Source organism: Microbacterium sp. LWH11-1.2, assembly GCF_038397745.1.
GTDB lineage: Bacteria > Actinomycetota > Actinomycetes > Actinomycetales > Microbacteriaceae > Microbacterium.
In genome coordinates, this window is record NZ_CP151636.1 from 3,952,066 (window position 1) to 3,974,864 (window position 22,799).

Below are 22,799 nucleotides of genomic sequence, written 5' to 3' on the forward strand. Positions count from 1 at the left end.
TTACATTACTTTCGAGGCAGGACAGGGCGGGAATCCGAGAGCTCCACGAGGCGGGCGACCAGCCCCGCGACGATCGCCTCCCGCGCCTCGACCGTGAGCGGCTTGCCCGGCACTCCGGGGCGCCTCTGGTCCGGCGCAGGACCGTCCAGGGGCCGGTACCGCACCCCGGAGGCCTGCAGACGGCGCAGGTGCGTCGTCAGGCGGCGTCCGAAGTCAGCATAGGGCTCCGGTTCCCCACCCGCCCAGAGGCGTTCGGCGATCGCCGCGAGCCGCGGGAACATCGCGAAGTCGACGCGGTCGGGAGTGGGCAGATGCTCGCTCCACACGTTCGCCTGACCGCCGACCGCACCGTCCTCGATGCGCAGGGTGTAGGCGCGCTCGATGCTCAGCGGCGGTCCGACGCGGATGGGCTCCTCCGCCGACTCCGACTGGGGGTAGTCCAGGTACACCTCTAGGTCGGGGCACGCCACGACCGGGATGCCGCGCGCGAGCGCCTCCCGCATCGCGACAGGACCCCGCCAGGCGAGGATGCGGACGCCCTCGGGGACCTCCCCCTCGAGCACCTCGTCCCACGCCAGCGCGGTGCGCCCGCGGCTGCGGACATGTGCGACGAACTGGGCCGTGAACCACGGCTGCACGTCGTGGGGCGTGGCGAGGCCGAGCTCGCGCATCCGTTCGGCGGCCGCGGCGCTCTGCGCCCACTCGGTGACGGGCACCTCGTCGCCGCCGATGCCGATCCATTCGGCGTCGAACGCCTCGCACAGTGCGTCGATCGCCGCACGGCCGAACGCCAGTGACGCCTCGGTCGGGGCGAGCGTGCGCGGATTGACGCCGAAGCGCTCCCAGGGCGCCGTGACCGGTTCGCCGACATCGGTGTTGCCCAGCTCGGGATACGCCGCGAGGCCGGCCTGGATGTGGCCGGGCAGCTCGACCTCCGGCACGAGCGTCACGAAGCGCTCGGCCGCGTAGGCGACGAGCTCACGCAGCTGGGCGGTCGTGTAGAACCCCTCGTGGATGCCGGGTTCGACGGTCGCGAGCGGACCGTGTCCCCGCTGCGTCGACGATCGGCGGGAGCCGACCTCGGTGAGCCGCGGGTAGCCGGGAACCTCGAAGCGCCAGCCCTGATCGTCGGTGAGGTGCAGATGGAGCACGTTCAGGTGGTGGTCCGCGAGGAGGTCGATGAGGCGTCGCACCTCGTCGACCGGGCGGAAGTGACGTGCCACGTCGAGCATCACCCCGCGCCAGCCGTACGCGGGCGCCCCCTGCCACACGCCCGCGGGCAGCGTCGCCGACGCGGCGTCCGGGTCGCGCAGCTGTCGCAGGGTCGTGGCGCCCCGGAAGACGCCCGCCGCGCTCGCTCCCCGGATCTCGACGCCGTCGGCGGCGATGGTCAGGCGGAACGCCTCCTCGCCGATCCGCGTGCCCTCCACGACCTCGGCGGCGATGCCCTCGTCGATCACGAGCCGGATCGGCGGCGCGTCCTCGACGGCTGCTCCCCCGCCCAGCCGGGCGACGGATGCGGACAGTCCCTGCTCCGCGACGATCGGCGTCGCCGGCCCCCAGGAGAACACGGGAGCGGCCGGATCGATGCGGGAGTCGATGCGCGGAACCGTCGCACGATGCGCGGGCGGCGGCATCCGCAGCGCTCGCCCCGGCGTCGCGCCCGTGACCTGCCCGTCCGACAGCACGGGGACACCGCCGATGAGCACCTCCAGGATGCCGATCGGCGCCTCGAGCGGCCGCTCGAAGGTCGCGCCGGCGGCGACCGTCTGCGGGTCGAACAGCACGAGGTCGGCGATCGCCCCCTCGCGGATGATGCCGCGTGACGCGTCGCCGCGGTCCAGGCCCAGCCGTGCGGCCGGGGTGCCTGCCAGATGCCGCACCGCCTCCTCGAGGGTGAGGACGCCGAGCTCGCGCACGTAGTGCCCGAGGTAGCGGGGGAAGGTCCCCCGCCCGCGCGGGTGCGGGCGGGCGCCGATCAGGATCCCGTCGCTGCCGCCGGTGTGACGCGGATGCCGCATGATGGCGCGGACGTTCTCCTCGTCGCCGATGTGCATCAGGATGCCGGTGGCGCCGGCATCCGCGGTGATCGTGTCGAGCACGACGTCGACCGCTCGACGGCCCGTCGTCGCGGCGATCTCGGCGACCGTGCGACCGACCAGCTCCGCGAGGGCCGGATCGGCCGCGCCTGAGATCTGGATCGCCGACCAGTCGGCCTTCTCGCCGTGGAAGCCGTCGCAGCCGATCTCCTCGAGCTCCACCCGCACGGCTTCCCTGCCGGCCGCGTCGAGCGCCGCGATCGCTCCGAGCAGGTCGCCCGTCGCGGCGAGCCTGCTGGGCAGCAGAGCGGCCAGTGTCGTGGCGCCGGGGAGGTAGGGGTAGGTGTCAAGCGTCACGTCGACGCCGTCGGCGATCGCCGCGTCGACCAGGGAGAGCAGCTCGTCGGCACGCCCGCGGTTCGGGGCGAAGTTCATCGTCGCGTGGGTCAGGTGGATCGGGCAGCCCGTGCGCCGGCCGATGTCGAGCGCCTCGCGGTAGGCGTCGAGCGCTCCCGCGCCGTAGCTGCGCGTGTGCGGGGCCCAGTAGCCGCCACGCTCGGCGACCACACGGCACAGTGCCTCGAGCTCGTCGGTGTCCGCATACATGCCGGGCGTGTACGTGAGGCCGCTCGACATCCCGAAGGCACCGGCGTCCAGCGCCTGGCCGAGCATCGCCGACATGGTCGAGACCTCGTCCGACGTGGCGCGACGGTTCGCGTGTCCGACGACCATCATGCGGAGGTTCCCCTGCGGCACGAGCACAGCGGCGTTCCCGACCGTCGCGGTGTCGATCGCCGCGAGCAGGTCGTCCATCGTGCGCCAGGGCGCGGTGGCGGGCGTCCCGTTCCAGCCGGCGATCTGCGCGGGGATGACGGATGCCGTGGCCTCGTCCAGCGGCGCGTATCCGAGGCCGTCCTGACCGAGCACCTCGGTCGTCACACCCTGGCGGATCTTGGCGTCGTGCGCGACGCCGGTGAGGACCGCGAGGTCGCTGTGCGCGTGCATGTCGATGAAGCCCGGCGCGAGGACGAGCCCGGTCGCGTCGACCTCGATCGCGCCCTCCGGCAGTTCGAGGTCGAGCGACGGGGCATCCGTGCCCTTCACGATCGCGACGATCCTGGCGCCCTCGACCGCGACGTCGGCCGTGTACCGCCGCGAGCCGGTGCCGTCGACGACGGTCGCTCCGCGATACACCCGCACGCGGCCTGCTGCCGCCTTCTCCGCACTCAGAAGCATGTCGCGACCGCTCCGATCACCCGGGGGTCCGCGGCGTCGGGGTCGTCGATGACGGCGACCACCTTCCACTTGTCGAAGGCCGTGCACGGATGCGAGAGACCGAGCCGCACCACGTCCCCGACGTCGACCGTCGCTCCGTCGGAGAGACGGAGGAAGGCGTGCTGGTCGTTGAGCGCCGTGATCTCGCCGTCCACCGACTGGGGCACCGGGAGATCGAGATCGAAGGGCACATCACGTCGCCCGGCGTCGAGCAGAGCCAGGCTCTCCTCCGGCTGCGAGACCACCCGCGCCCACGCATGCATCGCGGACCGGAGCGGCGCCGTGCCGGTGAGCGGTCCGAACGGCGACATCCGGCTGTAGAAGCCGTCGTCATGGATCTGGAACGCCCCCGACCGCAGCACCACGTCAGCTCCCTCGCTCTGCGTCAGCACCGCGGCGGCGCGGTCGGGGAAGGAGCTGCCCCCGGCGCTGAGCACTGGCCGGAGACCGTCGGGATAGGCGAGACGCTCATGCAGCTCGATCAGCGTCTGCAGATATCCGTCGACCGCCACGACCGATGCGTCGCTGCGGTCGGGGCCGAACGGCCCCTCGTAGCCGGCGACGCCCGCGAGGCGCAGTCCGGGGGCGCCGGAGATCGCCGCGGCGATCCGCTCCCCCTCCTCGACGGTGCGCGCGCCGGTGCGTCCGTGGGCGCCGCCGAGTTCGACGAGGACATCGAGCGGCCGGGCGGCATCCGCGAGCGCGCCCGCCAGGATCTCCACCCCGGCGACGGAGTCGGCCCAGCACAGGATGCGCAGTCCCACGTCGGCCGCGAGGAGCTCGCCGAGCCGCGCCGCGGCCGCGGCATCCGTCACGGTGTTCGCGATCAACACGGTCGGCACGCCGGCGTCGACGGCGACCTCGGCCTGCCAGGGCGTCGCGACGGAGATCCCCCACGCGCCGGCGTCGAGCAGTCGCTGCCACAGCGCGGGCGCCATCGTCGTCTTGCCGTGGGGGGCGAGCACGAGACCCTGCGCCCTTGCCCAGGAGAAGACGGTGTCCTCGTTGTGAGCGAGCGCGCTCTCCTGCACCGTGAGCACCGGCGTGACCAGGTCGGAGAGACGCAGATCCGCGTCCGCGACCTCCGACAGCCGCAGCCCGGATGCGCGGGCCGGGAAGCCCTTCGCCCAGGCGCCGAGAACAGGATCCGGAATTTGTAGAGGCACCTAACAAGGCTACTAGGGTGGAACCATGACCGCGAAGACCCGAGTTTCCACCGACGCTGCCCCCGCCCCCGCGCACACCTTCTCGCAGGGCGTCCGGAAGGGCCCCATCGTGCAGGTCTCCGGCCAGGGCCCGGTCCACCCCGAGACGAACGAGTACCTCTTCCCCGGCGACGTCGCCGCGCAGACGACCCGCACCCTCGAGAACGTCAAGGCGATCGTCGAGGCATCGGGCGCCACGTTCGACGACGTGGTCATGCTGCGCGTCTACCTCACCACGCGCGAGGACTTCCCCCTCATGAACGAGGCGTACGGCGCCTTCGTGAACGCCCACACCACGAGCGGCGTGCTCCCCGCGCGCACCACCGTGTTCACAGGTCTGCCCCGCGAGGAGATGCTCGTCGAGATCGACGGACTCGCCGTCATCTCCTGACCCGGGGGCCCGCCGAGCGAGCCCCCATACACCGTTGCCTCCCCGTTACCTGCCATCACGTACTATTGAGCATCAGGACACGTGAGAACCGGGGGGTGAAGTTCGTGACCGATGTGATCTCAGTACCGGGCGCAGCACAGGCGCATGGCGACGACGATGCGGCCACGGCCGTCATCGCACCTACCGGCGCACCCACCGATTCCCTGCCGCCCACGACCGGCGATCAGCCGCTCGCCTGGGCGCCGATGGAGCCGGCGCCGAAGAAGCGCCGCCTCGGGCTCTGGATCGGTCTCGGCCTCGGTGTCGTCGCCATCGGCGCGGGCGCCGCATCCATGGTCCTCATCGCTCCGGGAACGACCGTCGCCGGCATCCCCGTCGGCTGGATGACGCCGGGCGCCGCGGCCGACGCGATCAACGCCCACCTCGCCGAGACAGAGGTCGTCCTCACGGGCGACGGCGAGGGCACCGTGCTGACCGGAGCCGACCTCGGCGCCGCCGTCGACGCGACGGCTCTCGCCGACAAGGCGTTCGCCACGGCACCGATGTGGAACCTCGGCGCCTGGATGGGCGAGCCGGTCCCGGCCGACATCTCCTTCGACATCGAGCAGGCGACGAGCGCGCTGCGCGCCGCCGTGCCGACCAGCTTCGAAGACCCGGTCGACGCCGGCGTCGCCTTCGACGCGGCCACCGCCTCCTACGTGACCACGCCGGCCGAGGCCGGAACCGGCATCGACGTGGGCGAGCTCAACGCCGCATTCGTCGACGCCGTCGCCGGTGGCAGCAAGACTCTCGAGTTCCCCGGAGGCCCGGCCGAGGCTCCGGCCGCCGTCTCCGACGAAGACGCCGCCGCGATGGCCGCGAAGATGAACACGCTGCTCACCACCATCGGCTTCTACGTCGGCGCCGAGCGCACCGTGCCGATCGACGCGGCCACCGCCGCCAGCTGGATGACGGTCGTGGATGACAACGGCCAGCTGCGCATCGAGGCCGACGCACAGGCGATCAGCTCGACCTCCGACTACCTCGCGCTCGTCGTCGACCGCGCACCGGTCAGCGCCACGAGCATCGTCGATTCGGGCGGCAACGTCCTCCGTGAGGAGCAGGCCGGTGTCACCGGCCGCACGGTCGGCGACACCTCCGACGTGGCGGAGAAGTTCGCCCAGCAGCTCGCCGCCGGCGATGGCGTCTTCGCACTCTCGGTCACCGAGGTCCCCTTCGAGACCGTCACGCTCTTCCGGCGGATCGACGTCGACCTCGGCGCGCAGCGCGCCACGCTGTATGAGAACGGCGCCGTCGTGGAGTCGTGGGCGATCTCCTCCGGTCTGGACGCGACTCCCACCCCGACCGGGAACTTCACCGTGTTCGCGCACACCGAGATCCAGGACATGATCGGCACGGACTACGTCACCAAGGATGTCCCGTGGAACACCTGGTTCGCGCCGGACATCGCCTTCCACGGCGCCTACTGGCACAACAACTTCGGCAACCAGATGAGTCACGGATGCGTGAACATGCCCATCTCGGTCGCGAAGTACGTCTACGACTGGGCGCCCGTCGGCCTCGAGGTCTCGGTCCACCACTGAGCGGACGTCTCCTCGCGAGACGCACGCGAAAGGGGCCGGATGCGATTCGCATCCGGCCCCTTTCGTGTGTTCGTCAGCGCAGAGCGTCGACGATGCCGTTCAGCGTGGCCGACGGACGCATGACCGCCTCGACGAGCGCGTCGTCCGGGCGGTAGTAGCCGCCGATCTCGACGGGCTTGCCCTGCACGGCGTTGAGCTCGGACACGATGGTCGCCTCGTTCTCCGCGAGGGTCGCGGCGATCGGCGCGAACGACGCCGCGAGTTCGGCATCCTTCGTCTGCGCAGCCAGCTCCTGAGCCCAGTAGAGGCTGAGGTAGAAGTGGCTGCCGCGGTTGTCGATCGTGCCGAGAGCGCGGCCCGGGGAACGGTCCTCCTCGAGGAAGGTGCCGGTCGCGGCATCCAGCGTCTCGGCGAGGACACGGGCCTTCTCGTTGCCCGTGCGGTCCGCGAAGTGCTCGAGCGACGCCGCCAGCGCGAAGAACTCGCCCAGGGAATCCCACCGGAGGTAGTTCTCCTCCACCAGCTGCTGCACGTGCTTCGGGGCCGAGCCGCCGGCACCCGTCTCGAACAGACCGCCACCCGCGAGGAGCGGGACGATCGAGAGCATCTTGGCGCTCGTGCCCACCTCGAGGATCGGGAACAGGTCGGTCAGGTAGTCGCGCAGCACGTTGCCGGTGACCGAGATCGTGTCCAGACCGTGGCGCATGCGCGCGAGCGTGTAGCGCGTGGCCTCCTCGGGCGCGAGGATCGTGATCGTCAGCCCCTTGGTGTCGAGCGTCGCGAGGCCCTGGTGCACCTTCGCGATGATCTGAGCGTCGTGCGAACGGTTCGCGTCGAGCCAGAACACGGCCGGCACGCCGGTCGCCCGTGCGCGTGACACGGCGAGCCGCACCCAGTCCATCACCGGGATGTGCTTGGTCTGCGTCGCGCGCCAGATGTCGCCCTTGCCGACCCGGTGCTCGATCAGCACGGTGCCTTCGCCGTCGAGGACCTGGACGATGCCGTCCGAGGCGATCTCGAACGTCTTGTCGTGGCTGCCGTACTCCTCGGCAGCCTGCGCCATCAGGCCCACGTTCGGCACGGTGCCGATCGTGGCGGGGTCCAGCGGACCGTTCGCGATGACGTCGTCGAGCACGGCCTGGTAGACGCTCGCGTACGAGGAGTCCGGGATGACCGCGAGCGTGTCCGCCTCGCCGCCGTCCTTGCCCCAGAGCTTGCCGCCGTTGCGCACGAGCGCGGGCATCGATGCATCGACGATCACGTCGCTCGGCACGTGGAGGTTCGTGATCCCCTTGTCGGAGTTCACGTACGACAGGGCCGGGCCTTCGGCGATGGCCTTGTCGAACGCTGCGGCGATCTCGTCGCCGCCTGACACGTCCGCGAGGCCGGTGAGGATCGAGCCGAGACCGTCGTTGGCGCTGAGGCCCGCGGCGGCGAGCTGCTCGCCGTACTGCGCGAACACATCCGTGAAGAACGCCCGCACGACGTGGCCGAAGATGATCGGGTCGCTGACCTTCATCATCGTCGCCTTGAGGTGCACCGAGTACAGGATGCCGTCGGCCTTCGCGGTCTTCAGCGTCTCGTCGAGGAACGCGTCGAGGTCGGCGGCCGAGAGGAACGTCGCGTCGATGATCTCGCGCGGAAGGACCTTCAGGCCCTCCTTGAGCACGGTGACCGTGCCGTCCTCCGCCGTGTGGCGGAAGCTCAGGACGTCGTCGTGCGCGGCGACCCAGGAGCGCTCGTTGCTCTTGAAGTCATCGTGACCCATCGTCGCGACGCAGGTCTTCGAGCCCTCCGCGAACGGCTTGTTGCGGTGCGGGTGCTTCTTGGCGTAGTTCTTCACCGCCAGCGGCGCGCGGCGGTCGCTGTTGCCCTCGCGGAGCACCGGGTTGACCGCCGAGCCCTTGATGCGGTCGTAGCGCGCCCGCACGTCCTTCTCCTCCAGCGAGGAGGGCTCGTCCGGGAAGTCCGGGATGTCGTACCCCTGCTGCTGGAGCTCGGCGATCGCGCCCTTCAGCTGCGGGATGGACGCCGAGATGTTCGGCAGCTTGATGATGTTCGCCTCGGGCAGGGTGGCGAGGCCGCCGAGCTCGGCGAGCGAGTCGCCGACCTGCTGCTCGGGGGTGAGCTTCTGCGGGAAGGCGGCGAGGATGCGGCCGGCCAGCGAGATGTCGCGGGTCTCCACCTCGATGCCCGCCTGGCCGGTGTAGGCCTGGATGATCGGCAGGAAGGAGGCGGTGGCAAGGGCCGGCGCCTCGTCGGTGTAGGTGTAGATGATGGCGTCGTCGGTCACCAGGAGGTTCTCCGTTCGCGGGGTCTATTTGTCTCGATACCAAGATACCTGAGCCGCTCTCGCCGCGTGGGCCGCACGCCTCGCCACGGCATCCGGAAACCGATCCCGTTGCGGCCGTGAGCGAAATGTTCCTCCGAAACGTGTTCCTCCGCGCGGGAGGGGTTAGCCTGGGATCATGTCCGAACTGCGCATGGTCGAACTCTCCGCTGCGACGATCGTCGCCGTGAACAACCTGTCGCTCAAGCCCGGACAGGAGCAGTTCCTCGCCCCCGTCTCCTACGGGATCGCGGCCACCGTCATCAACCCGCAGACGTCGTGGCAGCGGGTGATCCTCGATCGCGACGAGGTCGTGGGCTTCGTCAGCGCGAACTTCGACGACGAGGCGCCGGAGGAGCATTTCCGCTCCGTTCTCTGGCGCATCAACGTCGACGCCGACGACCAGGGTCGCGGCGTCGGGCGCTTCGCGGTCGAGTCGCTCATCGACGAAGCGCGTCGCCGCGAGGTCGACCACGTGAACGTGATCTACGAGGCGGGCGACGGCGGACCGGAGAACTTCTTCCACCGCGTCGGCTTCACGCCCGTCGGCGAGACGGCATACGGCGAGATCATCGCCGAGATCCGCGTCACACCCTGAGACCGGCGGCGGGGTCTCGAATCCCCTCCCCCATCGAGACTCCGTCGCCTTTCATCGACCATCGGCGGGACCGCTCCCACGCCGATCGTCACGAATATGTTGCGAGCAACCACAAAAAGCTTGCGCTCCTCTCATCGCCGTGCGTATCATCGCTCCAGAGGCATAAGCGAAACGCTTCGACAGCATTCCGCATGACGACGATGGAGTCACGATGACGACGATCCACGAGGTGGCCGAGGCCGCCGGAGTGTCGATCAGCACGGTCTCCTATGCGCTCAGCGGCAAGCGTCCGGTGTCCGAGAAGACCCGCGTGCGCATCGAGGAAGCCGCACGTGCGCTCGGCTACGAGCCGGATGCCGGAGCCCGGATGCTGGCCGGAAGGCGTACGCACATCTTCGCGCTGACCGAGCCCCTGCGCGCGGACACGCACGCCCCGACGCACATGGCCTTCGTGCTGGCGACGGCCGTGGCTGCACGCCGGCGCGGATACGACATCCTCCTGCTGACCGACGAGCAGGCCTCCGAAGGCATGAACCGCGTGGCGGCCAGCAACCTCGTCGACGCGATCCTCGTGCTCGATGTCGCGCCGGACGATGAGCGCGCGGCGATCGCGCGGACGGTGCGCACCCCCACGGTGTTCATCGGGATCCCCGACGACCACGAGGGCCTGACCTGCGTCGACCTCGACTTCGAGGCGGCCGGACACCTCGCCGTCGATCGTCTGGCGGACGCCGAGCACACACGCATCACCCTCCTCGGTCAGACCGAGGTCTCGTACCGGAAGTCGAACTTCCCGCGGCGGCTGCTCCATGGCGTCCAGGATCGCGCCGTCGAGCGCGGGGTCGCTCTCGACTGGGTGACCACGGGCGCGGCGGCCACCGACATCGCCGCCGTGCGAGCGGCCGCGGAGACGGCGATCGCGCGCGGCGACCGGGCCTTCATCGTGCACGCCGTCGACGATGTGCACGGGGCGCTGCTGACCGTCCTCGACGAGCACGGGCTGCGTGTCGGGCACGACGTGTCCGTGATCTCCGCCGCCGCCTCCTTCGACACGACGACCCTCGCCGTCCCGGTCGACACCATCCCCCTCGTGCCGCAGCAGTCGTGCGAGCTCGCCGTCGACCTCGCGGTCCGCCGCCTGGAAGAGGCGGACGTGCGACCGGGGATCCATCTCCTCCCACCCGAATACCGCTCCGTCGGATCGGTCGCCCCTCGGGGCTGACATCCGACCCGACGCTCTTGCCTGCGCATTGTCGAAACGCTTCGACGAATGCTCCCCCACAACTGAAGACCCGACCCAGAGAAGTGTCCGGCCCGACGGGCCACCGAGAAAGGAGTGCCGACGATGGCACGCAACATCCGCAGGACGAAGGCGCTCGCCGTGATGGCCGCGCTCACCGCGACGGGGATCGCCCTGAGCGGCTGCACGGCCGGCTCCGGCGACGACGGCGGTGATGGCAAGACCCTCAAGCTGTGGCACTACGAGGGAGCCGACAGCGCGATGGGCAAGGCATGGGCCGAGGCCATCAAGATCTTCGAGGAGGAGACCGGCGCGAAGGTCGAGTTCGAGGAGAAGTCCTTCGAGCAGATCCAGAAGACCGCCAGCCAGGTGCTCGACACCGACGCAGCACCGGACCTGATGGAGTTCAACAAGGGCAACGCGACGGCGGGGTTCCTCGCGTCGACCGGCCTGATCGCCGACATCTCGGATGCCGTGGACGAGTACGGCTGGGATGAGAAGCTCGCGCCCTCCCTGCAGACGACCGCGAAGTACTCCGAAGACGGGGTCATGGGCGGCGACACCTGGTTCGGTGTGCCGAACTACGGCGAGTTCGTCGGCGTCTACTACAACCAGGACGCGTTCGCGGCGGCGGGACTCGAGATCCCCACGACCTACGACGAGTTCGTCGACGTGCTCGACGCCTTCGTCGCGAAGGGCATCACGCCGCTGGCGGAGGCCGGCGCCGAGTACCCCCTCGGACAGCTCTGGTACCAGCTCGCGCTGCTCGAGGGCGACCGCGGATTCGTCGACGCCTACCAGCTCTACGACGGCGAGGTCGACTGGCAGGGACCCGAGGTCACGGCCGCGACCGAGACCCTGAAGGAGTACGTCGACAAGGGCTACATCGCCTCCGACGTCTCCTCGGTCAAGGCCGAGGACGCCGGCGTCTCGTTCATCAACGGCAACTCCCCCATCTTCGTGTCGGGCTCGTGGTGGTTCGGTCGTTTCGTGGCCGAGGCCACGGGCTTCGACTGGACGATGACCGCCTTCCCCGGCGCCGATCTCTCGCTGGGCTCCTCGGGCAACCTCTGGGTCGTCCCCGAGAACGCCGCCAACAAGGAGCTCGCCTACGAGTTCATCGACATCACCATGCGGCCCGAGATCCAGGCGATCATCGGCAACAACGGCGGTCTGCCCGTGGCCGCGGACACCGCCGACATCACCGACGAGAAGAGCGCGGCCCTCATCGAGACGTTCAACGGCGTGCTCGACGCCGACGGCCTGTCGTTCTACCCGGACTGGCCCGCCCCCGGCTTCTACGACGTCATCGTCCAGGAGCTCCAGGGTCTGGTCACCGGTGTGCAGGACGTGAAGACCACGAACACCAACCTCGGTGAGCAGTACGACGAAGGCACCGCCGAATTCCGTTGATCCGTCCGCGGGGGCGGCATCCTCAGGATCGCCGCCCCCGCCTCCTCCTGGAGATGAACATGTCGCTCGCCACCCGCGAGGGCCGCCGCCAGAAGCTGCCGCCCGAACAGCCGTCCATCCCGCAGCGCAGCGGCGGGACCGGCGCCTATTGGATGTACCTTCTTCCCGGCTTCGCTCTGCTGCTCGTCGTCGTCATCATCCCGCTCATCTGGAACGTGTACCTCACCTTCACGAAGTGGAAGGGCGTGCGCACGCCGGAGTTCATCGGGCTGGAGAACTGGCAGAAGATCCTCACCGACAGCGACTTCTGGACGTCGTTCACGAACTCCGTCTGGATGATCCTGGCGATGGTCGTGGTCCCCACGATCGTCGGTCTCATCGTCGCCGCCCTGCTGTTCGACGTCGTCGGCCGCAAGTTCGGCGGCAAGGTCGGCAGCTTCCTGCGGGCCACCTATTACCTCCCGCAGATCCTGCCCATCGCCGTCGCCGGCATCGTGATCGGATGGATCGTGCGTCCGGGCGGAGACGGAGCCCTCAACCAGATCCTCGGCGCCTTCGGACTGCCGTCCTACGACTGGCTGGGTCAGATGCCCTCCGCGCTCATCGTGCTGATGCTCGTCATGGTGTGGGTGCAGCTCGGCTATCCGGTCGTCGTGTTCATGGCGGCTCTGCAGCGCGTCGATCCCGAGCTCTACGAGGCGGCGGAGCTCGACGGGGCCAACTGGCTGCAGCGGTTCACGGCCATCACGATGAGCATCATCCGCCCGGAGATCTTCGTCGTGACGCTGACCTGCACGATCGCGGCCCTGAAGGTGTTCGGCCCGGTCTACATCATCACGCGCGGCGGACCCGCGGGCGCCACGCTCGTGCCGGCCTACTACGCGTACCAGGAGTTCTTCACCAAGCGGAACGTCGGCTACGGCGCGACCATCGCCACCGTGCTCACCATCGTCGTGGTCATCGTGTCGATCGTGTTCATCCGCGTGCAGAACTCGCTCGAGCGCAAGGAAAGGGCGGGACTGTGATGCACGCCACCACTGCCATCGTCACCGGCAAGCCGTCGAAGAGCCGTGCCCGCGGCGGCATGACCAAGAAGCGGCCCGTCGACTGGCTGCTGCTCGCCCTCGTCGTCGTGGGTGCGCTGCTCGTGATCGCGCCGTTCTACCTCGTGCTGGTGAACTCGTTCAAGTCGCCGGTGGACTACGCCACATCCGGTCCCCTCGCCTTCCCCGAGACGCTCGACTTCGGCGGGATCATCAAGTTCTGGGAGCGGGTGAACTTCCCCGAGAAGGTCTGGAACTCGATCTTCATCTCCGGCATCGTCGCGGTGCTGGCCGTCGTGATCTCGATGCTGAATGCCTTCGCGATCGGCATCGGCCGCATCCGCGGGCGCAGCTGGATCGTGCTGCTGTTCCTCATGGCCAACCTGCTGCCGCAGGAGGCCCTGCTCTACCCGCTGTACTACATGTTCAAATCGGTGGGGCTGTACGACAACGTGTGGGCGGTGATCATCGTGTTCACCGTGATCCAGGCCGCCTTCGGCACCTACCTGCTGTCCTCCGTGTACGGCACGTTCCCCAAGGAGATCCTCGAGGCGGCCTCGCTCGACGGCGCGACTCGTTGGCAGATCCTCTGGCGCGTGATCTTCCCGATCAGCCGGCCGACCCTGTCGGTGCTGCTCATCTTCTTCTTCATCTGGACGTGGAACGAGTTCCTCATCCCGCTGACGTTCCTCGCCTCGAACGCCAACCAGACCGTCCCGGTGGCGATCAGCGTGCTGCAGGGCGACCGTCTGATGGACGTCACGACGACGAGCGCGTCGGCTCTTCTCGGCATCATCCCCACGCTCATCTTCTTCCTCATCTTCCAGCGCACGCTGACACGCGGCATCACGGCAGGAGCAGTCAAGTAATGAAGTTCACCGACGGGTTCTGGCAGCTTCGTCCCGGCGTCACCGCGCTCCACGCACAGGAGGCCTACGACATCGCGGCGACCGACGACACCCCCGATGGCCCCGGCATCGTCATCACCGCTCCGACCATGGTGATCGCCCGGCGCGGCGACGTGCTCAACCGGCCGGTGCTGACCACGACGCTCTCCTCCCCCGCGGAGGGCGTGATCCGCGTGCGCATCGCACACCACACCGGCGGGCGATGGCACGGAGGCTTCGCCCTTCCCGGGGCGGAGCGCAGCACGGCATCCGTCTCGGTCTCGGAGACCGGCGGCGTCGTGAACGCCGGCGCACTCGTCGCCCGGATCGCCCCGGGCGCCCCCTGGAACCTGGCGTTCGAGGTCGAGGGCCGCCGGGTCACCGGCAGCGGGCACAAGGCGCAGGGGTACATCCGTCTCGCCGAAGACGCGCAGGTCGATCCGGGCATCGTGGGCAACGCCCGGCAGGGAGGACGGATGCCGGCGGCATCCGCCTTCCTGCATGAGCAGCTCGATCTCGGTGTGGGCGAGCACATCTACGGGCTCGGCGAGCGCTTCGGTCCCCTGGTCAAGAACGGCCAGACGGTCGAGATCTGGAACGCCGACGGCGGCACCTCGAGCGAGCAGGCGTACAAGAACGTGCCGTTCCACCTCTCCGACCGCGGATACGGGGTGCTCGTCAACGACCCGGGTCACGTCTCCTACGAGATCGGGTCCGAGGCCGTCGAGCGCGTGCAGTTCTCGGTCTCGGGCGAGGTGCTGGAGTACTTCGTGATCGCCGGCCCCACGCCGAAGCAGGTGCTGGGCCGCTACACGGCGCTGACCGGGCGGCCGCCGGTCGTTCCGGCGTGGTCCTACGGCCTCTGGCTGTCGACGAGCTTCACGACCGACTACGACGAGCAGACCGTGAACTCGTTCATCGACGAGATGGCCGCTCGCGAGCTGCCTGTGTCGGTCTTCCACTTCGACTGCTTCTGGATGCGCGAGTTCAACTGGTGCGACTTCGAGTGGGATCCGCGGGTCTTCCCCGACCCCGAGGGCATGCTCGGACGCCTGCACGACAAGGACATCCGCGTCTGCGTCTGGATCAACCCGTACATCGCGCAGCGTTCGCCGCTGTTCCGCGAGGCCGCCGATCAGGGATTCCTGGTGCGCCGCACCGACGGATCGGTATGGCAATGGGACCTCTGGCAGGCGGGCATGGGGCTCGTCGACTTCACGAATCCCGACGCGACGGCGTGGTACCAGTCGAAGCTCCGCGCGCTCATCGGGCAGGGCGTCGACTGCTTCAAGACCGACTTCGGGGAGCGCATCCCCACCGACGTCGTGTGGGCGGACGGCGCCGACCCCGAGCGCATGCACAACCTCTACACGGAGCTGTACAACCGCGCCGTGTTCGAGGTGCTCACTGACGTCCGCGGTGACGGCGAGGCCGTGCTGTTCGCCCGGTCCGCGACCGCGGGCGGCCAGAGCATGCCCGTGCACTGGGGCGGAGACTCGACCTCGACGTTCGCGTCGATGGCTGAGACCCTGCGCGGGGGCCTCTCCCTCGCGCTGAGCGGCTTCGCGTTCTGGAGCCACGACATCGGCGGATTCGAGGGAACACCGGATGCCGCGGTGTTCAAGCGCTGGACCGCGTTCGGGCTGCTCGGCTCGCATTCGCGCTTCCACGGGTCGAGCTCGTACCGCGTGCCGTGGGCATTCGACGAGGAGGCTGTCGATGTGACCCGGCGCTTCACGCACCTGAAGATGCGACTGATGCCGTATCTCTACCAGCAGGGGCTCGATGCCGCGGCGACCGGCGTGCCGCTCATGCGGCCGATGGTGCTCGAGTTCCCGGACGACCGGGCCGCGGCCTATCTCGACCGCCAGTACATGCTCGGGTCGGATCTGCTCGTCGCCCCGGTGTTCTCGGCCGAGGGCACCGTCGACTTCTATCTGCCCGCGGGCGAGTGGACGTCGCTCCTCACCGGGGAGACCGTGACGGGAGGCTCGTGGCGCCGCGAGACCCACGGCTTCGACTCCCTGCCGCTGTATGTGCGGCCCGGCGCCGCGCTCCCCTGGGGCGCACGCGTCGACGGACCCGGGTACGACTACCACGACGGGCTGCAGCTGCGCGTCTTCCCCGGCGGGACGGGCGCCGGATCGGTGACCGTGACGAATCCGGATGGCCGTAGTGTGACCTACGACGTCGACCTCGAGGAGATCACCGGATGACCAGCCCGCTCACCCCGCTCATCCCGCGCGACGACTACCGGGGTTCCGGTCTCGTCTTCCCGGAGGGTTTCACCTTCGGCTCTGCCACCGCCTCGTACCAGATCGAGGGCGCGGCGGCCGAGGACGGGCGCACCCCGTCGATCTGGGACACGTTCAGCAAGACACCGGGACGCGTCTGGAACGGCGACACGGGAGACGTCGCGTGCGACCACTACCACCGCGTCGACGAGGACCTCGACCTGATGCAGGACCTGGGCCTGCAGGCCTATCGCTTCTCGATCGCCTGGCCCCGCATCGTGCCGACGGCCTCGGGCGAGGTGAATCAGGCAGGGGTCGACTTCTACTCGCGGCTCGTCGACGGGCTGCTCGAGCGCGGCATCCGCCCGGTGGCCACCCTGTACCACTGGGATCTCCCCCAGTACCTGGAGGATGCCGGAGGCTGGACGGCCCGCGCGACGACCGATGCCTTCGAGCGCTACGCCGAGATCATGGGTTCCGCGCTCGGCGACCGCGTGCACACGTGGACGACCCTCAACGAGCCGTGGTGCTCGGCGTATCTCGGCTACGGGCAGGGCGGGCACGCGCCGGGTCGGCATGAGCCGGCATCGGCGCTGGCGGCCGTGCACCACCTGAACCTCGCGCACGGGCGTGCGATCCAGGCGCTGCGAGCGACGTCGAGCGGCGACCCCGACTACTCGGTGACGCTGAACTTCCATGTGCTCCGCGGGCAGGGAGAGGGCGCCGCCGAGGCCGTGCGGCGCATCGATGCCCTGGCGAACCGGGCGTTCACCGGACCGATGCTGCGGGGCGAGTACCCCGCCGATCTGCTGGCTGACACGGCATCCGTCACCGACTGGGACTTCGTTCAGGCCGGAGACCTCGCCACGATCGCGCAGCCGATCGACGTGCTCGGCGTGAACTACTACTCGACCGCGACCGTACGGCTCTGGGACGGCGTGTCCGAGAAGCAGCAGAACGACGGACACAAGGGCGCCGAGGGCGGCACGGCATGGCCCGGAAGCGACCGGATCGTGGAGTTCGTCGAGCAGCCCGGGCCGTACACGGCCATGGGCTGGAACATCGCACCGGAGGGGCTCGAAGAGCTGCTCGTGTCGCTGTCGGAGCAGTTCCCGGATCAGGCGCTCATGGTCACCGAGAACGGGGCTGCCTTCGAAGACGAGGTCGCCGAAGACGGCGCGGTCCCCGATCCGGAGCGCACCGACTACCTGCGTCGGCACTTCACCGCCGCGCACCGGGCGCTCGAGCGCGGGGTCGACCTGCGCGGGTACTTCGTGTGGTCGCTGCTCGACAACTTCGAGTGGGGCTACGGCTATGCCAAGCGATTCGGGATCGTGCGGGTCGACTTCGACACGCTCGAGCGCACCGTGAAGGACTCGGGGCACTGGTACCGCGAGCTCGTGCGGACGCGGACCGTGGGAGCCTAGGCCACGATCGCGAGCCGGACGATCAGCGATGGTCGTCCGGCTCCGGACCGTGGGAGCCTAGGCCACGATCGCGAGCCGGACGATCAGCGGTGGTCGTCCGGCTTTCCGGGGCGTCGGCGCGACGTCCACGCCGACAGGGCGGATGCCGCGGCCCCCGCCGCCCGATCGATGGCCTCGGCCGAGCGACTCAGCACGTCCTGTGCCGCGTCCTGCCACGCGGGGATCGTCGTCGCCTCCCCCGCCTGCACCTTCGCCGCGTGCTCCGCCGCCTCGAACGCGCGCTCGAGTTCGGCGACGGCATCCCGGTAGGCGGCGAACTCGGCGGGTGTGACGCGGCCGGTCGCGGCCCGACGCATCTCCTTCGCGTGATCCGCCGCTCGCAGATACGCGGCCGTCTCCGGTCGCTTGACGTCGGTCATCGCCGGATACCCGATCTGCAGCGCCGGGTCGGTCTCGTATCGCATCCATCGAGCGATCACCGCGTCGTGCTCCGCCTGCAGCCGATCCAGCGGACGAGGACCGGATGCCGGCGGGATCGCCGCCCGCGCGGCGTTCAGCCGCACCTGACGGGCTCGCACATCGGCCGACGCGGCCTTCGCATCGCGTTCCCTCTCGCGCAGCATCCGCCGTGCGGCGGCGACCTGCTCCGCGGACGCCCGCTGTGCCGCGCGCTCGGCGGCGACCCTCGTCAGGTCCGCCCGCGCGATCTTGAGCGCCGTCCGCCGCTCCGCCGCGACCTGCTGCGACGCGCGAAGGTCATGGCGGGCCGCATCGACGGCGAGCCTCCTGCCGCTGGTCGTGCTGTTGCGTCGGTTCACCCCGATCACCCCCACTGTCCCCACGGCGACCGCGGAAGGCGCGATCCACCACCACTCGGCCACGAGCAGCAAGGGGTCCATCCTTCGATGCTACCCAGGGGCAGGTTGCGGCACGCGGGCTTGGGCGTCTTCTGCGGCCGATTCCCACCTGACGAGGCGACCGGCCCTCACCCCTCCGGTGGCCCCTCGAACTTCTGCGGCCGATCCGAGCTTCTGCGGCCACATCGATCGGATGTGGCCGCAGAAGTTCGAGATGGCCGCGGAAGTTGCGGCGATACGGAAGCGACGCGGCTAGACCAGGGTCTCCTGCCACGCCGCATGCAGCTGCGCGAACTTGCCGGTGCCGCTGATGAGCGCGTCGGGGGTGTCGTCCTCGATGATCTGCCCGTGCTCCATCACCAGCACACGATCGGCGATCGCGACCGTCGAGAGGCGGTGCGCGATGATGATCGCGGTGCGGTCCTTGAGCAGGGTCTGCAGCGCGTCCTGGATCAGTCGCTCCGACGGGATGTCCAGCGAGGCCGTGGCCTCGTCGAGGATCAGCACCGCCGGGTCGGCGAGGAACGCGCGGGCGAACGAGATCAGCTGACGCTGTCCCGCCGACACCCGGCCACCGCGCTTGTTGACGTCGGTGCCGTATCCGTCGGGCAGGGACGAGATGAACCCGTCAGCGCCGACGGCCCGAGCCGCCGCGCGGATCTCATCCAGCGTCGCGTCCGGCTTGCCGAGCGCGATGTTGTCGGCGACCGTGCCGCTGAACAGGTACGCCTCCTGCGTGACCATGACGATCGCGCGGCGGAGATCCTTCGGATGCAGCGAGCGCAGGTCGACGCCGTCCAGCGTGACGTGTCCCTCCGACGGATCGTAGAACCGCGAGATCAGCTTCGCCAGCGTGGACTTGCCCGCGCCGGTCGTGCCGACGAGCGCGATCGTCTGACCCGCGGGGATGTCGAGCGAGAAGTTCGGCAGGATCGTCTTCTCGCCGTTGTAGCCGAAGGTCACCTCGTCGAAGTTCACGTGTCCGCGCGACTCCCACAGATCCACGGGCTTCTCGGGGTCCGGCACCGTCGGCACCTCTTCGAGCACGCCCGACACCTTCTCCAGCGCGGCCGTCGCCGACTGATAGGAGTTCAGGAACATCGCGATCTCCTGCATCGGCGCGAAGAAGTTCCGTACGTAGAGCACCGCGGAGAGCAGCACACCCACCGTGAGCGCTCCATCGGAGACCCGGATGCCGCCCCAGAGCACGACGATGCCGAGCACCAGCGCTGCGACGCCCATGAGCCCCGGCTCGAACGTGCCGAACAGCAGCATCGACCGGCGGTTGACGTCGCGGTAGTCGCCCGCGACCTCCTGGAACGACGTGTCGTTGCGCGGCTCCTTGCGGAACGCCTTCACGGCGCGGATGCCGGTCATCGTCTCGACGAACTGCACGATCACCTTCGCGCTGATGACGCGGGACTCGCGGTAGACGAGCTGAGAGCGCGAGTAGAACCAGCGCATCAGGAAGAACAGCGGGATGCCGCCGACCGCGAGGATCAGCCCCGACTGCCAGTCCCAGAAGCACAGGGCGATGAACGTGAACAGGCCGAAGAGCACACCGGAGACGAGCTCGTTCAGACCTCCGTCCAGCAGCTCCTTGATCGAGTCGAGGTCGCTCGTCTGACGGGAGATGATGCGCCCCGACGTGTACGACTCGTGGAACTCCAGGCTCAGCCGCTGCGTGTGCAGGAAGATGCGCTTGCGAAGATCGAGCAGCACCGCCTGTGTGAGCTTGGCGGCGATGATCACGTACCAGGCGATCAGGATCGAGGCCAGGAGCCCCGCGAGCAGGTAGATGCCGCCGACCATGAAGGTCGGCATCCAATCGGCGTCGTTCAGCACGGCCGGCAGAGCGCGGTCGAGCCCGATGCTGATCAGGATCGGGCCGGCAACCTGCAGAGCGGTCGAGACCACCAGCACGGCAGCCGCGAGCACGATCTGCGGCTTCAGCGGACGGACGAGGGATCCGAGCAGACGGAGGGACCGACGACGGATCTCCTTGCTCTCCTCGCGGGTATACCGGGAACGATCCTCGTCCTGGGTTCCGGTGATGGCGGAGCTCATCGCTGCACCTCCTTCTTCATTTCGGTTGCTGAGTCCGACGAAGCATCGTCGGCGGCCGCCATCTCGAGGCCCTCGCGGACCTCTTCGGCGACCTCGAGCTGCTCGTCGCGGATCACGGGGATCGCCCCGGTTCGTGCCGCCTCCTCCGCCTCGAGGCTGGAGATGACATGACGGTAGTGCCGACTCGACTTGAGCAGTTCGGAGTGCGTGCCGACCGCGGTCACACGCCCGGCCTCGAGCAGGGCGACGCGGTCGGCGAGCGCGACCGTGGAAGGACGGTGCGCCACGATCATGGCCGTGGTGTCGGCGAGGACGTGCCGGAGCGCCTCCTCCACGAGGGCCTCGGTGTCGACGTCGAGTGCGGACAGCGGGTCGTCGAGCACGAGAACCTTCGGCTTCGCCGCCACCGCACGGGCGAGGGCCAGCCGCTGCCGCTGGCCGCCGGAGAGGCTGAGCCCCTCCTCGCCGATCACGGTCTCCACGCCGTCGGGCAGGGAGTCCACGAACGCCGCCTGAGCGACCTGCAGCGCCTCGCGCAGCACCCGCTCGCCCTCTTCGCTGTGCACGTCGAGGTCGGCACGGCCGAGCAGCACGTTCTCGCGGACGGTCGCCGAGAACAGGGTCGCATCCTCGAACGCCATGGCGATGTGCTGCCGCAGCTCGGAAAGCGGGAGATCGCGCACATCGACGCCGTCGAGCGTGACCTTGCCGCCCGTCACGTCATACAGACGCGTCGGTAGGGTCGTCAGCGTCGTCTTGCCGCTTCCGGTGAGTCCCACCAGCGCCATGGTCTCGCCGGGGCGCAGCACCAGGTCGATGCCGTCGAGGAGGTCGCGCTCGTGTGCGCCGGCGTCCTGGTAGCGGAAGTGCGCGTTCTCGAACGCGAGCTCTCCCCGCGGGTTCTCGATGTGCACCGGGTGCTCCGGATCCGTGATGGTGTTCGTCTCGGAGAAGATGTCGAACACACGGTCGGTCGCCGTGCGGGCGTCGAGCATGAACGAGAACAGGAAGCCGATCGACTCGATCGGCCACCGCAGCACGACGGCCATCGCGAAGAACGCGAACAGCTCTGCCTCGTCGATCGCGCCCTGGGAGATCAGCCAGATACCGGACATCAGGCTGAGTCCGAAGGCGATCTGCGGCATCAGGTCGAGCCAGAACCAGATCGACGCGATCGCGCGGGCCTTGCTCATCTCCGTCTCGCGGAGCGTCTCGGCCTGACGGCTGAACCGGCTCAGGGCGTGCTTGCCGCGGCCGAAGGCCTTCAGCACGCGGATGCCGTGCACGCTCTCCTCGACGCTGGTGGCGAGGTCGCCGGCCTGGTCCTGGCTGCGGCGGGTCAGCGCGCCGTAGCGCTTCTCGAACAGGTATCCACGCACCCACAGCGGGATCGCGGTCACGAGGAAGATCGTGCCCAGCAGCCAGTGCCAGCGGAAGAGCAGCGCCGACCCGATGGCGATCGTGAGGATGTTCACGACGAGCAGCACGAGGCCGAAGGCGAGCCAGCGCCGGATGAGGCCGATGTCCTGCATCATGCGGCTGAGCAGCTGACCGGACTGCCAGCGGTCGTGGAACGACACCGGCAGCGTCTGCAGGCGCGAGTAGAGCGTCGTGCGCATCTGGTACTCGACCTCGGTGGCCGGGTTCAGCACGAACTGCCGGCGCAGCCACACCATGACGGCCTCGCCGAGCGCGAGGGCGAAGACGACGACGGCACCGACGACGATGGCGCTGATCTCGCCGGACCGCACGGGTCCGCCGATGATCTGCTCGAGCACGATCGGGATCATCAGGGCGATGATCGCGGCGATGAGCGCACTGGCGGCACCGCCGGCGAGCCGCCAGATGACCGGCTTCACGAAGGGCTTCAGGCGCCACAGTGCAGCCGGAGTGGAGAGAGTGGAAGAGGGCGAGATGTTCTGCGAGGAAGGCGAGGAGGACATGTCTCTCAGATGAGTTTCGTATGGGAAAACGGTTGCGGAAAGGGACGGATGACAGCGCGGACTCTGCGAGCCCGGCATCCGTTGCGAGAGAAGCGGCTCTAGATGAGCGGACGCACCGGGGTCGAGCCGAGAGCGTCGATCCGCACAGCGGCGATCGTGGTCATGATGTCCTCCTCAGGGGCTCGGCGGCGTCGCCCGGTCGGCGCGACAGCCCACCAGCCTATTCCTGTGAACCAGCTGAAGGCAAGAGTCATTCCCGATTGATCGG

The 22,799-nt window shown here is 69.2% G+C and carries 16 protein-coding genes; 9 read left to right on the forward strand and 7 right to left on the reverse strand.

Going from position 1 to position 22,799, the window contains the following annotated elements; all coding sequences use genetic code 11:
• Positions 1–5: 5 nt before the first annotated feature.
• Both MRBLWH11_RS19320 and MRBLWH11_RS19325 read right to left on the reverse strand, forming a co-directional pair.
• Positions 6–3,275, reverse strand: coding sequence for a family 20 glycosylhydrolase (locus tag MRBLWH11_RS19320; RefSeq protein ID WP_341946018.1), 3,270 nt, complete (start codon positions 3,273–3,275; stop codon positions 6–8).
• Entirely contained in the window at positions 3,266–4,480 is a 1,215-nt protein-coding gene (locus MRBLWH11_RS19325) for an amino acid deaminase (protein ID WP_341946019.1), read from the reverse strand. Before MRBLWH11_RS19325 ends, MRBLWH11_RS19320 begins: the two co-directional genes overlap by 10 nt.
• A 25-nt stretch (positions 4,481–4,505) precedes the next feature.
• Here MRBLWH11_RS19325 and MRBLWH11_RS19330 point away from each other — a divergent pair, with 25 nt between their 5' ends.
• Both MRBLWH11_RS19330 and MRBLWH11_RS19335 read left to right on the forward strand, forming a co-directional pair.
• On the forward strand, positions 4,506–4,910 hold the full coding sequence (locus MRBLWH11_RS19330; protein WP_341946020.1) for a RidA family protein: 405 nt from the start codon (positions 4,506–4,508) through the stop codon (positions 4,908–4,910).
• Between the two features lie 95 nt (positions 4,911–5,005).
• On the forward strand, positions 5,006–6,493 hold the full coding sequence (locus MRBLWH11_RS19335) for a L,D-transpeptidase (RefSeq protein WP_341946021.1): 1,488 nt from the start codon (positions 5,006–5,008) through the stop codon (positions 6,491–6,493).
• Positions 6,494–6,566: 73 nt separating this feature from the next.
• Here MRBLWH11_RS19335 and MRBLWH11_RS19340 read toward each other — a convergent pair whose 3' ends face one another.
• Positions 6,567–8,786, reverse strand: a complete 2,220-nt coding sequence (locus tag MRBLWH11_RS19340) for an NADP-dependent isocitrate dehydrogenase (protein WP_341946022.1) — start codon at positions 8,784–8,786, stop codon at positions 6,567–6,569.
• A 175-nt stretch (positions 8,787–8,961) separates the two neighbouring features.
• Here MRBLWH11_RS19340 and MRBLWH11_RS19345 point away from each other — a divergent pair, with 175 nt between their 5' ends.
• The 7 genes from MRBLWH11_RS19345 (at position 8,962) to MRBLWH11_RS19375 (ending at position 17,664) form a co-directional block, all read left to right on the forward strand.
• Positions 8,962–9,420, forward strand: a complete 459-nt coding sequence (locus MRBLWH11_RS19345) for a GNAT family N-acetyltransferase (RefSeq protein ID WP_116634636.1) — start codon at positions 8,962–8,964, stop codon at positions 9,418–9,420.
• Between the two features lie 211 nt (positions 9,421–9,631).
• Positions 9,632–10,642 carry a LacI family DNA-binding transcriptional regulator gene (locus tag MRBLWH11_RS19350; protein WP_341946023.1) on the forward strand — a complete coding sequence of 337 codons (1,011 nt, stop codon included), beginning with the start codon at positions 9,632–9,634 and terminating at the stop codon, positions 10,640–10,642.
• Between the two features lie 123 nt (positions 10,643–10,765).
• Positions 10,766–12,073, forward strand: coding sequence for an extracellular solute-binding protein (locus MRBLWH11_RS19355; protein WP_116634634.1), 1,308 nt, complete (start codon positions 10,766–10,768; stop codon positions 12,071–12,073).
• Positions 12,074–12,132: 59 nt separating this feature from the next.
• Positions 12,133–13,098, forward strand: coding sequence for a sugar ABC transporter permease (locus MRBLWH11_RS19360; RefSeq protein WP_116634783.1), 966 nt, complete (start codon positions 12,133–12,135; stop codon positions 13,096–13,098).
• A complete protein-coding gene (locus MRBLWH11_RS19365) occupies positions 13,098–13,985 on the forward strand; it encodes a carbohydrate ABC transporter permease (RefSeq protein ID WP_341946024.1) in 888 nt (295 codons plus the stop codon). Before MRBLWH11_RS19360 ends, MRBLWH11_RS19365 begins: the two co-directional genes overlap by 1 nt.
• The gene (gene yicI, locus MRBLWH11_RS19370) at positions 13,985–16,219 is read left to right on the forward strand and encodes an alpha-xylosidase (RefSeq protein ID WP_341946025.1); all 2,235 of its coding nucleotides are present in this window, start codon (positions 13,985–13,987) and stop codon (positions 16,217–16,219) included. Before MRBLWH11_RS19365 ends, yicI begins: the two co-directional genes overlap by 1 nt.
• A complete protein-coding gene (locus tag MRBLWH11_RS19375) occupies positions 16,216–17,664 on the forward strand; it encodes a GH1 family beta-glucosidase (RefSeq protein WP_341946026.1) in 1,449 nt (482 codons plus the stop codon). Before yicI ends, MRBLWH11_RS19375 begins: the two co-directional genes overlap by 4 nt.
• A gap of 83 nt (positions 17,665–17,747) precedes the next feature.
• Here the strand turns inward: MRBLWH11_RS19375 and MRBLWH11_RS19380 are convergent, their stop codons facing one another.
• The 4 genes from MRBLWH11_RS19380 to MRBLWH11_RS19395 form a co-directional block, all read right to left on the reverse strand.
• Positions 17,748–18,563, reverse strand: a complete 816-nt coding sequence (locus tag MRBLWH11_RS19380) for a hypothetical protein (protein WP_341946027.1) — start codon at positions 18,561–18,563, stop codon at positions 17,748–17,750.
• A 210-nt stretch (positions 18,564–18,773) separates the two neighbouring features.
• Positions 18,774–20,588 carry an ABC transporter ATP-binding protein gene (locus tag MRBLWH11_RS19385; protein WP_341946028.1) on the reverse strand — a complete coding sequence of 605 codons (1,815 nt, stop codon included), beginning with the start codon at positions 20,586–20,588 and terminating at the stop codon, positions 18,774–18,776.
• Positions 20,585–22,531 (reverse strand): ABC transporter ATP-binding protein, encoded by a 1,947-nt coding sequence (locus MRBLWH11_RS19390; RefSeq protein WP_341946029.1) that lies wholly within the window; start codon positions 22,529–22,531, stop codon positions 20,585–20,587. Before MRBLWH11_RS19390 ends, MRBLWH11_RS19385 begins: the two co-directional genes overlap by 4 nt.
• A gap of 98 nt (positions 22,532–22,629) precedes the next feature.
• Positions 22,630–22,785: a hypothetical protein gene (locus MRBLWH11_RS19395; protein WP_165808020.1), complete on the reverse strand. Its 156-nt coding sequence runs from the start codon at positions 22,783–22,785 to the stop codon at positions 22,630–22,632.
• Positions 22,786–22,799: the final 14 nt, after the last annotated feature.